This is a genomic window from Antiquaquibacter soli (assembly GCF_030580675.1).
Taxonomy (GTDB): domain Bacteria; phylum Actinomycetota; class Actinomycetes; order Actinomycetales; family Microbacteriaceae; genus Rhodoglobus; species Rhodoglobus soli.
In genome coordinates this window covers 1,758,131-1,772,247 of record NZ_JAUQUB010000001.1, presented here as the reverse complement: position 1 = coordinate 1,772,247, position 14,117 = coordinate 1,758,131, and the positions used below count along the sequence as shown (strand labels likewise).

Genomic DNA, 14,117 nt, shown 5'->3' with positions numbered 1-14,117 from the left:
CCCCTGTCATGACCGCCCCGCTCTCCGTCCTCGATCTCGCCTCCGTGTACGAGGGGATGTCACACGCCGAGGCACTGCGCGACACCATCGCGACGGCGCAGGAGGCCGAGCGGCTCGGGTACCGCCGGTTCTGGGTGGCGGAGCACCACGGGATGCCCGCCGTCGCGTCATCCGCCCCCGCCGTGCTCATCGGGGCGGTCGCCGCGGCGACGTCGACGATCCGTGTCGGATCGGGCGGCGTCATGCTGCCGAACCACTCCTCGCTCGTCATCGCCGAGCAGTTCGGCACGCTCGTGGCCCTGCACGGCGACCGCATCGATCTCGGCCTCGGCCGGGCACCCGGCACCGACGGACTCACCGCGGCGGTGCTCCGGCGCGCGGCGCAGGAGTCGGTGGACGACTTCCCGAACCAGGTCATCGAGCTGCTCGCGTGGTTCGGCACGATCCCGCCGCTCGAGAACGGCATCGGGTCGCGCATCGTCGCGGTCCCGGGCCTCGGCGACTCGCCCGAGCTGTGGCTGCTCGGCTCGAGCGACTTCAGCGCGCGCCTCGCGGGCATGATGGGGCTCCCGTTCGCGTTCGCCCACCACTTCGCGGGAGGGCCGAACACCCGTGTCGCATTCGACCTCTACCGCGAGGCGTTCACCCCGTCGGTCGTGCTACGGGAGCCGCACTCGATGGTCGCTGTCTCGACACTCGTCGCCGAGTCGGCGGACGAGGCCGAGCGACTCGCCCTGCCCAACGGGCTGCTCTTCGTGCGCATGCGGTCGGGCGAGCGGCCCGGTCGCATCCCCACTCTCGCGGAAGCCGAGGCGTACCCGTGGTCGGAGGTCGAGCGGGAGTGGGTGCGCGAGCGCAACTCGCACCAGGCGATCGGCACTCGCGAGTTCGTGCGACAGCGCATCGACGACCTCGCCACGGCGACAGGTGCCGACGAGGTCATCGTCGCTCCGCAAGGCCCCGATCTCGCCACGAAGCTCGGGACCCTGCGCGCGATCGCCTAGTTGAGTCCTCGGCGGTCGAGCAGCGGCTGGATGTCCGCGTCACGGCCGCGGAAGTCGCGGAACGCCTCGAGCGGATCCTTGGAGCCCCCGACGCCGAGCAGGCGCTGGCGGAACCGGTCGCCGTTCTCGCGGGTGAGTCCGCCGTTCCCCTTGAACCAGTCGACGGTGTCGGCGTCGAGCACCTCGCTCCAGATGTAGGAGTAGTAGCCGGCGTCGTAGCCGCCCGAGAACGTGTGGGCGAAGTAGGTGCTCGAGTAGCGCGTCGGCACCGCGGGGTTGTCGAGGCCGACGGCGGTGAGCGCTCGCGACTCGAAGGTCGGCACGTCGTCGATGACGACCCCCGCGCCGAGCGCGTGCCACGCCTGATCGAGGAGCGCTGCGGCGAGGTACTCGCTCGTCTGGAACCCCTCGTTGAAGGCGCTCGAGGCCTGGATGCGATCGACGAACTCCTGGGGCATCGGCTCGCCGGTCTGGTAGTGGATGGCGTAGTTGGCCAGGACCTCGGGCCAGAGCATCCACATCTCGTTCACCTGGCTCGGGAACTCGACGAAGTCCCGATAGGTGTTCGTTCCCGCGAACTTCGGGTAGGTGACGCGCGCGAACAGCCCGTGGAGAGCGTGGCCGAACTCGTGGAAGAACGTGTTGACCTCGTCGTAGGTCAGCAGGGTGGGCTCGCCCGCGGCAGGCTTGGGCACGTTGAGGTTGTTGGTGACGACGACCGGGTGGTCGAGCAGCGTCGACTGGGCGATGAGTGAGTTCATCCACGCTCCGCCACGCTTGGAGTCGCGGGTGTAGAGGTCGAGGGTGTAGAGGCCGACGGGGGAGCCGTCGTCGTTGGTCACCTCGAACACCCGGACGTCAGGGTGGTAGGCGACGATGTCGTCGCGCTCGGTGAACTGGATGCCGTAGAGCTTCGTCGCGGCGAAGAACACGCCGTCCCACAGCACGCGCTCCGCCTCGAAGTAAGGGCGCATCGCCGCCTCGTCGACGTCGTACTTCGCCTGACGGACCTTCTCGGTGTAGAAGGCCCAGTCGTGCGCCGCGATGGGGTGACCGGCTTGCGCCTCGAGGTCGGCCTGCTCCTCGCGGGCGTTTCGGGCGGCGGGCACGGCGAGCCGGTCGAGCATCGCGCGAACGTTGCCGGGGTTCTTGGCGGTCTCGTCGGCGGTGACCCACGCCGCGTGCGAGTCGAAGCCGAGGAGCTTGGCCCGTTCGGCGCGCAGCCGCGTGATCTCGAGGACGATGTCGCTGTTGTCCCACTCGTTCCCGCGGTTGCCCCTCGCCCGCGACGCGGCCATGATGCGCTCGCGGACCGTCCGGTCGGTGAGCGCCGAGAGGAACGGATGCCCGGTCGGCAGCACGAGCGTGATGAGGTACTTCCCCTCCAGCCCGCGCTCCCTCGCGGCCTCGGCCGCGGCGGAGATCTCGCCGGGTTCGAGCCCGTCGAGCTCGGCGACATCCTCGATGACGACCGCGAGGTCGTTGGTGTCGGCGAGCAGGTTCTTCTCGAACTTGGTGGTGAGGGTGGAGAGACGCTGGTTGTACTCCTTGAGCTTCTCCTTGTCGTCGTCGCTGAGTCCTGCTCCGGCGACCGTGTACTCCATGTAGTAGCGCTCGACGAGGTAGCGCGACTCGGCGTCGAGGCCGAGGCTCTCGACCGTGTCGTACACGGTCTTGATGCGCCAGTAGAGCTGCGGGTCGAGCTTGATCGCGTCGGAGTGGGCAGCGAGCAGGGGCGCGATCTCCTCCTCGAGCTCGTTCGTGTAGTCGTTACTGTCGGCCGAGGCCTTGTTGAAGAAGACCGCGGCGACGCGCTCGAGGAGCTGCCCGCTCTGCTCGAGCGGGATGAAGGTGTTCTCGAAGGTGGGCATGTCGCGGCGGCGGGTGATGGCGGCGATCTCCGCGAGCTGGTCGGCCATCCCCTTCTCGAATGCCGGCTTGTAGTGCTCGTCCCGGATCTCGGCGAACGGCGGCATGCCGTAGGGGAGGGTGCTGGGCTCGAAGAAGGGGTTGCTCATGACTCCACCCTATGCTCCGCGTCATCCGTCGGGTTGAGCCGAAATCAGCACCCGGGGCGGTTTGTTAATCGCACGTTTCCCCGCCGTAAAAGATTCATTGCATATTGAAACTTCGATAACTTCAAGTGGTCAACCGGTCCTAGAGTGAGGATCAGCACCACGGGGACGCCGACCGGCACCCCCGAATCCGACGACGGCCGCGGCAGCCGCCGGCGGCCAAGGGAGGCTCCATGCAATTCCCCCGCCCCGCGCGCGCTCTCGCTATCGCGACCGTCGCGCTTCTCGGCCTCACCGCCTGTGCCGCAGGAGGGTCGGACTCCGACGCCTCCTCCGACATCCTCATCTTCGCCGGTGGGGAACCCGATCACCTCACGCCCGGCCGCCAGACGGTCGCGTTCGACCAGGTCATGAGCGTCTTCTCGCCGCTCGTCGACCTTGACGCCGAGGGCAACACCTCGATGCTCGCGGCCGAGTCCGTCGAGAGCGAGGACGCCACGACCTGGACGATCACGCTCAAGGACGGCTGGACCTTCCACAACGGCGAGCCGGTGACGGCGCAGTCGTACGTCGACGCGTGGAACTTCACCGCCTACGGGCCGAACGCCTGGGAGAACAGCTGGGAGCTCGCCTCCATCGTCGGCTACACCGACCTCAATCCCGCCGAGGGCGAGCCGACCACGGACGCGATGTCCGGGCTGACCGTCGTCGACGACCTCACCTTCACCGTCGAGCTCGTGGGACCGGACAGCCAGTTCCCGCTTCAGCTCACGGGAGCGCAGACCGGTTTCTACCCCATGCCCGAGGCCGCGTACGACGATCTCGACGCGTATGACCGCCAGCCCATCGGCAACGGGCCGTTCGAGATGACCGAGGCGTGGGAGGACACCGAGGAGTACACGGTCACCGCGTACGCCGACTACGCCGGGCCCGCCCCGACGATCGCCGGGATCACGTTCCGCCCGTACACCGACAACCTCACCGCCTACACCGACGTCCTCGCCGGTAACGCCGACGTCCTCTACCTGCCGACCGCGAAGATGACGAGCGCGATCGCCGACTTCGGCGACGACCACGTCTACTCGCTGCAGGCGCCCGGAGTCGACTACATCGGCTTCCCCCTGTGGGACGAGAAGTGGCAGAACCAGGACCTGCGCGAGGCGATCTCGATGGCGATCGACCGAGAGGCGATCAACGAGGCGATCTACGGCGGACTGTACGCCCCGGCCAACTCGCTCACCTCTCCCAACATGAACGGCGACCCCGCGGGCATCTGCGGCGAGCTGTGCGAGTTCGACGTCGACGCGGCCCAGGCCAAGCTCGAGGAGGCCGGCGGTTTCGAGGGCACGATGACGATCGTCTACCCGGGCGGCAGCGGACTCGACGAGCTCTTCGAGGCGTACGCCAACCAGATCCGGCAGAACCTCGGGATCGACGCCGTCGCCTCGCCGACGACCGACTGGGCCGAGTACTGGCAGTCGCTCGTCGACCACACCGTGGCCGGTCCGCACTTCGGCCACTGGGGCGCGCTCTACCCGAGCCAGCAGAGCACGCTCCGCGCGCTCTTCACCGAAGGCGGCGGCTGCTACCTGTGCACCGGCTACAGCTCCGACACGGTGGACGAGCTCCTGCTCGCGGCTGACGCCTCGCAGACGCTGGATGACTCCTACGAGGGCTACGCCGCCGTGCAGGAGTTCGTGCTCAGCGAGTTCCCGACGGTGCCGACGTTCTCCAACACGTACAACTACGTGACCTCGGAGCGCGTCCTCGAGCTGCCGGCAGTCTCGGGCAGCCCGGTCCTCTCGAAGATCGTCCTGGCCGACTAGGCGACCGGAGCAGTTCGACAGTGACAACCCGCACCACCCCGCCGGTGGGTACCGCACCGGGCTCGGCGGAGGACATCCTCCGCCGAGTCCGGGCGGTGCCCGCCGCCGAGGGCTTCCCCGCCATCGACGAGCTGCTCGGCTCGTTCGCCGCCCTCGCGGCCGAGCATCCGGACCTCGTCCAGTCACGCCGGATCGGCACGAGCCGGCGAGGCGAGCCGATCCCGGGCTACACCATCGGCGCGGGCGAGCGCTCCTACCTCGTCGTCGGCGGGGTCCACCCCAACGAACCCATCGGCTTCCTCACCGCGCTGCACCTCGCAACCGAGCTGATCTCCGACCCGGGGCTGCTCGAGGCGTCCGGCGGGGCATGGCACATCGTTCCCTGCATCGATCCCGACGGCGCCCGCCTCAACGAGGGCTGGTACGCCACCCCGCAGGACCGCAACTTCTACTCGCGGCGCTTCTACCGCCCCGAGCCCGACCAGCAGGTCGAGTGGACCTTCCCGACGTCCTACAAGAACGCCTACTTCGACCGGATGATGCCGGAGACCCAAGCGCTCGCTCGGGAGATCGACCGCACCCGTCCCGACCTCTACGTCGCCCTCCACAACGGCGAGATGGGCGGTGTCTACTACTACCTCTCCCGCCCGGTTCCGGCGCTCCACGACCTCCTCCACGCGATCCCGGCCGAGGTCGGCCTGCCGCTCAACACGGGCGAGCCGGAGTCCCCGTACCTCGAGACCTACGCGCCCGCGATCTACGGGACGGGGTCGATCACCGACGCGTACGACTACCTCGAGGGGCTCGGCCTCGATCCGACGTCGATGGTCGGCGGGTCGAGCTCGAGCGAGTACGCCGAGCGCTACGGGACGCTTTCGCTCGTCGCCGAGCTGCCGTACTGGACTCATCCCGACTCGGACGACCAGTCGCCCGCGGGAGAGACCTACCGCGACCTCGTCACGCGCACGAGCGGTCGCCTCATCGACGCGTCCGAGCAACTCGGCGCCATCCTGGCTGAGGCCGAGGAGCACGTCTCCATCGTCTCGCCGTTCCTCACGGCGTCCCGGGTCTTCGTGCCCATGCTCGCGGAGATCGGCGCGATGGACCGCGCCCGGGCAGCGGAGCCGGAATCGGAGCGGGGGGCCACCATCGCCGAGCGCTTCGGCAACGAGGACCTCGTGCACTGCTTCCGGCTGCGCTACGGAGGGATGCTCCTGCGAGCCCTCGAGGCGGAGTCCGTGGCGGGCGTCGCCCCGGCGCCGCTGCGCCGGCTCGTCGCCCGGCTCGAGTCGCTCTACGCCGAGTGGCAGGTCGAGGCGGCGACGGCGACGACCGCCACCGTCATCCCGGTCGCCGATGTCGTCGGGGTGCAGTACGGGGCGCTCCTCGCGGCGGCGTTCCACGGACTGGGGGCCGACGACTGATGGCCAAGGTGATCGGCGGGCGGGTCCTCGAACTCGTCATCGTCTTCTTCGGGGTGACGTTCGTCATCTACGCGATGGTCTTCGCGCTGCCGGGGGATCCGATCCGCGCGCTCGCGGGGGAGCGCCCGATCGCCGAGTCCACGATCGCGACCCTCCGTGCCGCCTACCACCTGGACGACCCGCTCCTCGTGCAGTACTTCCGCTACCTCGGCGGTCTCTTCACGGGGGACTTCGGCACCGACTTCTCCGGCCGACCGGTGGGAGCGCAGATCCTCCGCGCGTGGCCCGTGACGCTCGTGCTCGCGCTCTCGGCGTGGGCGATCGAGATCGTCGTCGGTCTCGGTCTCGGCCTCGTCGCCGCGCTCAAGCGCAACACCTGGATCGATCGCACGATCCTCGTGACGACGATTCTCGCCACAGCGATCCCTGTTTTCGTCGTGGGGGTGTCGGCGCAGCTGCTGTTCGGCGTGCGGTGGGGCATCCTGCCGGTGGCGGGGGACAAGGCGGGGTGGCCGGTGGCGTTCATCCTGCCCGCCGCAGTCATCGCGCTCTACGGCCTCGCGGTGGTCTCCCGGCTCATGCGCTCGTCGGTCATCGACAACCTCGGAATGGACTACGTGCGCACCGCTCGGGCGAAGGGCCTCAGCCGGCGGCGGGTCGTCGGCGTGCACGTGCTGCGCAACTCGGCGATCCCCGCGGTCACGTTCCTCGCGACGGACCTCGGCTACCTCCTCGGCGGCGCGGTCGTCGTCGAGGGCATCTTCAACCTCCCCGGCATCGGCAATCTCCTCTTCGGGGCGATCCGCTCGCACGAGGGCCCGACCGTCGTAGGTATCTCGACGGCGCTCATCCTCGTCTTCCTGGTGACGAGCGTGCTCGTCGACCTGCTCCACGCCGCCCTCGACCCGAGGATCCGCCATGACTGAGGCCCTGTTCGACACGACAGCGCCCGCGCGCAGCGGCCGCGGCATGTGGGTGCGCATCCTGCGCCGACCGAGCGTGATCGTCCCGCTCGCTGCGCTCGGGCTGCTGCTGCTCATCGCGCTTCTCCCGGCTTTCTTCGCGGGGCTCTTCGGCAACGGAGACCCGAGGGTGTGCGACCTGTCACGGAGTATCGACGGACCCGAGCCGGGTCACCCCTTCGGCTTCGACGTCCAGGGCTGCGATGTCTACGCGAATGTGATCTACGGGACGCAGTCGTCGATCGCGGTGGGCGTGCTGACGACGGTCTTGTCGCTGCTCGTTGCGGTCGTGCTCGGAACGATCGCCGGAACGCGCGGCGGGTGGGCGGACAGCGTGATCTCTCGGCTGACCGACATCTTCCTCGGGTTCCCGTTCCTGCTCGGAGCGATCGTCGTGCTCAACAGCGTCTCCGAGCGCACGGTGTTCTCGGTCTCCCTCGTGCTCGCCCTGTTCTCGTGGCCGCTGCTCGCCCGCCTCGTCCGGAGCTCGGTGCGCGGCATCACCGGTTCGGAGTACGTGCTCGCGGCCCGCACGATGGGGCTCAGCTGGTGGCGGGTGGTGACGCGCTACATCCTGCCGAACGCGCTCGCGCCGGTGATCGTCGTCGCCACCATCATGATCGGCTCCGTCATCGTCTCGGAGTCGACCCTCACCTACCTCGGCATCGGACTGGAATCGCCCGCGATCTCGTGGGGCCTGCAGCTCGCGAGCGCGCAGTCGAAGTTCCAGCTCGCTCCGCACCTGCTGCTGTTCCCGTCGATCTTCCTCGCCGTGACCGTGCTGAGCGTCATCGTCCTGGGGGACTCGCTGCGCGCCGCGCTCGACCCCCGCCGCAACACCTGAGACAAGAACGGACCCCGCAGTGACCCCCACCCCGCCCTACACCGCCGAGCAGCTCGCGAGCCTGCGCGCCGCCCTTCCCTACGTGGAGTCCTGGATCGCCCACCGGGCGTGGGCGCTGCGCGTGCCCGGGGTGCAGTACGCGGTGCGCTTCGACGGCGCCGTCCAGCTCTCGGGTGCCGTCGGTGTCGCCGACATCGAGACGGGCGCTCCGCTCACCACGTCGCACCTGTTCCGTGTCGCCTCGCACTCCAAGACCTTCACGGCGACCGCGATCATGCAGCTCGCGGAGTCCAAGGCGCTGCGCCTCGACGACCTCGCCTCGTCATTCGTGCCGGCCCTCGAGTCATCGCCGCTCGCCGAGGTGACCGTCCGCGACCTGCTCGGGCACTCCGCGGGCATCATCCGCGACGGACTCGACGGCGACTACTGGCAGCACTCACGGCCCTTCCCCGACGAGGACGAGCTCACGGGCATCCTGCTCGACGAGGGGAAGGTGCTCGAGCGCAACGAGAAGTTCAAGTACACGAATATCGGGTACTCGCTGCTCGGGATGATCGTCGCCGCCGCGTCCGGCCGCAGCTACAACCAGTACGTCGCTGAGGAGATCTGCACGCGGCTCGGTCTCTCCAACACGGGGCCGGAGTGGGATGCCTCGCGAGCGAGCGAGTACGCGGCGGCTCACACCGGGCTCCACACCTCGCGCTCCCGCATCCGCGTCGACCACGTCGACACTCGCGCGATGGCGGCGGCGACCGGCTTCTACTCGACCGCCGAGGACCTCACGGCCTACTTCGCAGCCCACGCGTTCGGCGACGAGACGATGCTGACGGATGCGAGCAAGCGCCTGCAGCAGCGCCGGGAGTGGCACTCTGACCCCGACGAGCCGACCGCCGCCTACTACGGACTCGGCATGATCTCCGAGACGATCGGGTCGCACGACGTGATCGGCCACAGCGGCGGATACCCGGGCCACATCACCCGGACCATCCTCGACCCCCACACCGGCCTCGTCGTGAGCGTGCTCACGAACGCGGTCGACGGCCCCGCCGCGGAGCTCTCGCAGGGCATCCTCGCGCTCCTCGATCACGCGACCGAGAAGCCGGCCACGGCATCGACGCCGGACGCCTCCCGCTTCACGGGTCGCTTTGCGAACATGTGGGGAGTGATGGATGTCGCGCAGCTCGGGGAGCGGATCCTCGCGATCCACCCGGGTGCGCCGGCGCCGCTCGTCGGGACGGACACGCTCGAGGTCGTGGGCCCGGATGCCCTCCGCTTCGTCTCCGGCAGCGGCTTCGGGTCGCCCGGCGAGCTGATCACCTACGAGTTCGATGGCGACCGGGTGGTGTCCATCCGAGGCGGCGGCGGCATGTCGATGCGCCCGTTCCAGACGCCCGCGGGGGCCGTGGGCGCGGTCGCGGAGGGCCCGTGAGCGCCCCGGAAGTGCTGCTCTATGCTGAGTTTTCGGAAATCACTGAAGACTCGAACGGGGTGGGCATGTCGACTGACGATGCAGCGGCAACGGCGGAGGTCGTCGACGAGAAAGAGGCGGCTCGCAGAGCATTCGCTGAAGATTTCGGGCTCTTCTGGGAGGCCGCCGGCTCCCCGCGGATGGAGGGTCGCATCCTCGGCTACCTCCTCATCATGGACGCTCCGTACATCTCCTCGGCCGACCTCGCCTCCGTGCTCAACGCGAGCGCCGGATCGGTCTCGACCACCACTCGTCGTCTCGTCGAGGGCGGGTGGGTGCGCCGGCACGCCATCCCGGGCGACCGCAGCCACTACTTCCGCATGGAGAACGACGTGTGGGGCGGCTGGCTCGCGGGGGAGCGCCGCTTCCTCGAGAAGCAGCGCGACCTCATGGAGCGCGGGCTCGAGCTCGGCTTCACGGATGGCGACGCCCGCCAGCGCCTCATCAACGGGCGCGACTACATGACCTGGGTGATCTCGTATCACCGCAAGATGCTCGTCGATTGGGAGGCCGCCAAGGCCGAGCGCGACGGCACCCCGAAACCCTAGCGAGATGACATGACCGACCCCCTGCTCACGATCGACGGCCTCAGCATCGACTTCACCGTGGATGGCTCCACGTCGCGAGCCGTAGACCGGGCGAGTCTCGAGGTCATGCCCGGCGAGGTCGTCGCCCTCGTGGGCGAATCGGGGTCGGGCAAGAGCGCGACGGCCATGGCGGTGCTCGGACTCCTGCCCCGCACGGCGACGGTGGCGGGCAGCATCCGTCTCCGCGATCTCGAGCTGTCCGGTCTCGACGACGAGCAGCTGCGGTCGGTGCGGGGGCGACGGGTCGCGATGGTGTTCCAGGACCCGCAGGGGGCGCTCAACCCGGTCTTCTCGATCGGGTTCCAGCTGATGGAGGCCGTGCGCCAGCAGGACCCGTCACTCGACCGGGCCGGGCGCCGTGCCCGCGCCATCGAACTCCTCGGCCAGGTGGAGATCCCCGACCCCGAGTCACGCCTCGGCTACTACCCGCACCAGCTCAGCGGGGGTCAGTGCCAGCGGGTCATGATCGCGATGGCGCTCGCGAGCGAACCCGAGCTGCTCATCGCCGACGAGCCGACGACCGCGCTGGATGTCACGGTGCAGGCCGAGATCCTGGAGGTGCTGCGGCGCCTCCGAGACCGGCTCTCCACCGCGATCCTTCTCATCACGCACGACATGGGCGTCGTCGCCGACCTCGCCGACCGCGTCGTCGTGATGCGCCGGGGCGAGATCGTCGAGACCAACACGGCCGTGGAGCTGTTCGAGCGACCGCAGGCGGACTACACACGCGAACTGCTCGCGGCGGTGCCCCGAATCGGGCTGCGACCCTCGCCGACCGCGCTCGACCCGGCGGCTCCGGTGCTCGAGGTCGCCGACCTCGTCGTCGACTACCGCTCCCGGCTTCGCGGCACGTTCCGCGCGGTCGACCACGTGAGCTTCACCGTCGGCCCCCACGAGATCGTGGCGCTCGTCGGGGAGTCCGGATCCGGCAAGACGACCGTCGGCCGCTGCGCGATCGGCCTGGCCCCGATCAGCGGCGGTCACGTGCGCGTGGGCGGGATCGACGTCGTCGGCGCGTCCGTGGCGGAGCGGCGCACGATGCACCGGACGGTGGGCGTCGTCTTCCAGAACCCGGCCGCGTCACTGAACCCCCGCTATACCGTCGAGCAGACCGTGTCCGAGCCCCTCAGCGTGATCCTGGGTGTGCGCGGTCGCGAACTGCGCGAGCGAGTGGTGGGGCTGCTGGAGTCCGTCGGGCTGTCGGGCGACTGGATGTCCCGCTACGCGCACGAGCTCTCCGGCGGTCAGCGCCAGCGCGTCTCCATCGCTCGAGCGGTCGCTCTCGAACCGAAGCTCCTCATCGCGGACGAACCCACGAGCGCTCTCGACGTCTCGGTCCAGGCCCGCGTCCTCGACGTGTTCCGCGAGCTGCAGTCGTCCCTCGGATTCGCGTGCCTCTTCATCAGCCACGACCTCGCCGTCGTCGACAGCCTGTGCGACCGGATCGCCGTCATGCAGCGGGGCCGGCTCGTGGAGTACGGCGACCGCGAGGATGTGCTGACCCGCCCCGGAGACGACTACACCCGTCGGCTGGTCGCCTCGGTCCCCGTCCCCGACCCGGTGCTGCAGGCGCAGCGGCGTCAGGAGCGGCTCGCGAGCTGAGTCATCCCGTCACGACGCCCACGGCGATGACCGCGGCGGCGTCGGACTCCACCGTGAACGTATAGGGTCCGGCGATGTCGTACGCGGTCTCCTGGGTCACCAGGGTGACGTTCGGCGCCTCGCCGCACTCCACGTCGAACGAGCCGCGGTCTATGCCGTCGATCTCGACGCGCACGGTCACCGGTGCACCTCCCACCGACGAGCATCCGACTCGAACTTCCGCGCTGCCCGTGACCTGCGCCCGTGCATCCGAGAGAGTCTGCGGCTGCCCGGGTTCCAGGACGACCCCGAGTCGGGTGGTGGGTACCCGCGAGTCGTCAGCGCTGCTGTCGAGGAGGGAGAGCACGGTCTCGAGCTCCGGGAGGGCGACGGCTGTCGGTTCCGGGGACGGCGCCGACGGCGCAGGGTCGGGCGTCGAGGGCGCGGGTGCCGGGGCGCTCGTGCACCCCGTCAGGAGCGCGGCGGTCAGGATGAGCACTGGCGCTGATCTCATCACTCCACGCTAACCCGCGGTCCGCTCGGGAGCCGATACTCTCAGGGAATGCAGCGCGACAGCACGGAGAAGTACACGCACGGCCACCACGAGAGCGTCCTCAAGTCGCACACCTGGCGCACGATCGCCAACTCGGCGGCATACCTCGAACCGCACCTCGAAGAGGGGCTCTCCCTCCTCGACGTGGGATGCGGTCCGGGCACGATCACAGTCGAGTTCGCCGACCGCCTCGCTCCGGGGCGCGTGGTGGGGCTGGATGCCTCCGCCGAGGTCATCGCGCGAGCATCCGGTGAGTTCTCGCGCGACTCCCTCGAGTTCGTGACGGGCGACGCCTACGCGCTGCCGTTCGACGACGACTCGTTCGACATCGTGCACGCCCACCAGACCCTCCAGCACGTGGCCGATCCTGTCGCCGTCCTGCGAGAGATGCGCCGCGTCGCCAAACCCGGGGGTATCGTCGCCGCGCGCGACGTCGACTACGCGGGGACGTTCTGGTTCCCGCAGTTGCCGGGGCTCGATGCGTGGATCGATCTGTACGAGAAGGTGCACCGCTCCAACGGGGGAGAGCCGGATGCGGGGCGCCGACTCAAGGCGTGGGCGCGCGAGGCCGGCTTCACCGAGGTCGAGACGACCGCCTCGATCTGGAACTTCGCGGGCGCCGCCGATCGGGAGTGGTGGGGGAGCATGTGGGAGGCCCGGGTGCTGCAGTCGGCGTTCGCCGGGGATGCCCTCGCCAAGTATCTCGCCACGCAGAACGACCTCGAGCTCATCAGCACGGCGTGGCGAGCATGGGCTGACGACGAGGACGGCTGGCTCGCGATGCCGCACGGGGAGCTCATCGCTCGCGCGTAGATCGGCAATGACTTCTCTGCAAAGAATCAGTTGCAAAGGGATGCTTGCAAAGAAATGGTTGCAATGGTAGCTTTGCATCATGAGCGACGACACCCCGACGATGGCCGAGCGCAAGCTCGACATGGTGAGCCTCAAGGCGCTCGCGCACCCGCTGCGGGTGCAGCTGCTCGACCACCTCTCCGTGCACGGGGCGTCGACCGCGAGCGCGCTCGCTGACAAGCTCGGCGAATCGAGCGGCGCCACGAGCTACCACCTCCGGCAGCTTGCGAAGCACGGCTTCGTCCGGGAGGTCGAGGGCCGCGGCACCGGTCGCGAGCGCTGGTGGGAGAGGGTTCCGGGCGGAATCGCGCTGACGCCCGAGGGCATCGCCGACAGCGAGGCGGGTCGCGCAGCATCCGCGCTCGTCATGCGCGAGTGGGAGCAGAACCGCGCGGTGCTCCTGCAGGACTTCGTCAACCGCGGGTACGAGGAGCTCGACATGGACTGGATCCTCGCCGGCACCCTCGCGACCGCCAACCTCCGACTCACTCGCGAGCAGCTCGCCGCCGTTGTCGAGTCCTGGGACGCCTGGGCCAAGGCGACGCTCGAACCCCTCCGCGGCCGCAACGATCCGGGCTCCCGCCCGGTGCAGTTCCACTTCAACGCCTTCCCCGTTCTCGGGGGAGCGGAGACCCCTCTCGACCCCGACGGGAACGTCGGTGGTCGGGCCTAGTTTGAGACCCAGGAAGAGGTGACAGACATGACCGCAACTCCCGCCTTCGCGAGCCGCAGCTACTCCGCGCGCAGCCGTCGCGCCCAGGCTCACGGCATCGACCGACTCGTCATGCGACTGAGCATGGCGGCCCTGCTGTGGGCTCGCCGTCGAGCAGACCGCGCCGAGCTCGCGCGTGACGACCTCGTGCGACTCCGGCAGCAGTCCGAGGCCGCCGAGCGTCGGGAGCACGAGTCAGCGCTGCTCGCTGCGCGCGTGCGCTGAGAGCGCGCATCCAGCCCCGGCCCCGTTCCACCGCCCCTAGAGCACTCGGCGTCCTAGCGCCATC

13 protein-coding genes are annotated in these 14,117 nt (G+C 69.4%); 11 read left to right on the top strand and 2 right to left on the bottom strand.

From position 1 onward, the window contains the following. Positions 1–8: 8 nt before the first annotated feature. Positions 9–1,004, top strand: coding sequence for an LLM class flavin-dependent oxidoreductase (locus Q5716_RS08720; RefSeq protein WP_305002684.1), 996 nt, complete (start codon positions 9–11; stop codon positions 1,002–1,004). Here Q5716_RS08720 and Q5716_RS08715 read toward each other — a convergent pair. Then, positions 1,001–3,022 (bottom strand): M3 family metallopeptidase, encoded by a 2,022-nt coding sequence (locus Q5716_RS08715; protein WP_305002683.1) that lies wholly within the window; start codon positions 3,020–3,022, stop codon positions 1,001–1,003. The two genes, Q5716_RS08720 and Q5716_RS08715, sit on opposite strands and share 4 nt — an antisense overlap. 230 nt (positions 3,023–3,252) lie before the next feature. Here Q5716_RS08715 and Q5716_RS08710 point away from each other — a divergent pair, with 230 nt between their 5' ends. From Q5716_RS08710 to Q5716_RS08680, 7 genes are all read left to right on the top strand, one after another. After that, complete coding sequence (locus tag Q5716_RS08710) at positions 3,253–4,845, top strand: peptide ABC transporter substrate-binding protein (protein ID WP_305002682.1); 1,593 nt, start codon at positions 3,253–3,255, stop codon at positions 4,843–4,845. 20 nt (positions 4,846–4,865) lie between these two features. Beyond that, complete coding sequence (locus Q5716_RS08705; protein WP_305002681.1) at positions 4,866–6,269, top strand: M14 family zinc carboxypeptidase; 1,404 nt, start codon at positions 4,866–4,868, stop codon at positions 6,267–6,269. Beyond that, positions 6,269–7,195: an ABC transporter permease gene (locus tag Q5716_RS08700; RefSeq protein WP_305002680.1), complete on the top strand. Its 927-nt coding sequence runs from the start codon at positions 6,269–6,271 to the stop codon at positions 7,193–7,195. The genes Q5716_RS08705 and Q5716_RS08700 overlap by 1 nt, the downstream gene beginning before the upstream one ends. Then, positions 7,188–8,075 carry an ABC transporter permease gene (locus tag Q5716_RS08695; RefSeq protein ID WP_305002679.1) on the top strand — a complete coding sequence of 296 codons (888 nt, stop codon included), beginning with the start codon at positions 7,188–7,190 and terminating at the stop codon, positions 8,073–8,075. The genes Q5716_RS08700 and Q5716_RS08695 overlap by 8 nt, the downstream gene beginning before the upstream one ends. A gap of 19 nt (positions 8,076–8,094) precedes the next feature. Next, positions 8,095–9,504 (top strand): serine hydrolase domain-containing protein, encoded by a 1,410-nt coding sequence (locus Q5716_RS08690; protein WP_305002678.1) that lies wholly within the window; start codon positions 8,095–8,097, stop codon positions 9,502–9,504. Between the two features lie 65 nt (positions 9,505–9,569). Next, positions 9,570–10,091, top strand: coding sequence for a GbsR/MarR family transcriptional regulator (locus Q5716_RS08685; protein ID WP_305002677.1), 522 nt, complete (start codon positions 9,570–9,572; stop codon positions 10,089–10,091). A gap of 9 nt (positions 10,092–10,100) precedes the next feature. Further along, complete coding sequence (locus Q5716_RS08680; protein WP_305002676.1) at positions 10,101–11,732, top strand: dipeptide ABC transporter ATP-binding protein; 1,632 nt, start codon at positions 10,101–10,103, stop codon at positions 11,730–11,732. A gap of 1 nt (position 11,733) precedes the next feature. Here the strand turns inward: Q5716_RS08680 and Q5716_RS08675 are convergent, their stop codons facing one another. Continuing rightward, positions 11,734–12,225, bottom strand: coding sequence for a hypothetical protein (locus Q5716_RS08675; protein ID WP_305002675.1), 492 nt, complete (start codon positions 12,223–12,225; stop codon positions 11,734–11,736). Between the two features lie 48 nt (positions 12,226–12,273). On the opposite strand from Q5716_RS08675, the gene Q5716_RS08670 reads away from it, so the two are divergent. From Q5716_RS08670 to Q5716_RS08660, 3 genes are all read left to right on the top strand, one after another. Beyond that, complete coding sequence (locus tag Q5716_RS08670; RefSeq protein ID WP_305002674.1) at positions 12,274–13,077, top strand: methyltransferase domain-containing protein; 804 nt, start codon at positions 12,274–12,276, stop codon at positions 13,075–13,077. A gap of 79 nt (positions 13,078–13,156) precedes the next feature. Further along, the gene (locus tag Q5716_RS08665; protein ID WP_305002673.1) at positions 13,157–13,789 is read left to right on the top strand and encodes an ArsR/SmtB family transcription factor; all 633 of its coding nucleotides are present in this window, start codon (positions 13,157–13,159) and stop codon (positions 13,787–13,789) included. 27 nt (positions 13,790–13,816) lie between these two features. Further along, on the top strand, positions 13,817–14,053 hold the full coding sequence (locus tag Q5716_RS08660) for a hypothetical protein (RefSeq protein ID WP_305002672.1): 237 nt from the start codon (positions 13,817–13,819) through the stop codon (positions 14,051–14,053). Positions 14,054–14,117: the final 64 nt, after the last annotated feature.

Coding starts and splice junctions, on each gene's coding strand:
- Q5716_RS08715 (WP_305002683.1), bottom strand. CDS start 3,022: ATGAGCAACCCCTTCTTCGAGCCCAGCACCCTCCCCTACGGCATGCCG.
- Q5716_RS08675 (WP_305002675.1), bottom strand. CDS start 12,225: ATGAGATCAGCGCCAGTGCTCATCCTGACCGCCGCGCTCCTGACGGGG.
- Q5716_RS08710 (WP_305002682.1), top strand. CDS start 3,253: ATGCAATTCCCCCGCCCCGCGCGCGCTCTCGCTATCGCGACCGTCGCG.
- Q5716_RS08700 (WP_305002680.1), top strand. CDS start 6,269: ATGGCCAAGGTGATCGGCGGGCGGGTCCTCGAACTCGTCATCGTCTTC.
- Q5716_RS08720 (WP_305002684.1), top strand. CDS start 9: ATGACCGCCCCGCTCTCCGTCCTCGATCTCGCCTCCGTGTACGAGGGG.
- Q5716_RS08660 (WP_305002672.1), top strand. CDS start 13,817: ATGACCGCAACTCCCGCCTTCGCGAGCCGCAGCTACTCCGCGCGCAGC.
- Q5716_RS08665 (WP_305002673.1), top strand. CDS start 13,157: ATGAGCGACGACACCCCGACGATGGCCGAGCGCAAGCTCGACATGGTG.
- Q5716_RS08670 (WP_305002674.1), top strand. CDS start 12,274: ATGCAGCGCGACAGCACGGAGAAGTACACGCACGGCCACCACGAGAGC.
- Q5716_RS08685 (WP_305002677.1), top strand. CDS start 9,570: ATGTCGACTGACGATGCAGCGGCAACGGCGGAGGTCGTCGACGAGAAA.
- Q5716_RS08680 (WP_305002676.1), top strand. CDS start 10,101: ATGACCGACCCCCTGCTCACGATCGACGGCCTCAGCATCGACTTCACC.
- Q5716_RS08695 (WP_305002679.1), top strand. CDS start 7,188: ATGACTGAGGCCCTGTTCGACACGACAGCGCCCGCGCGCAGCGGCCGC.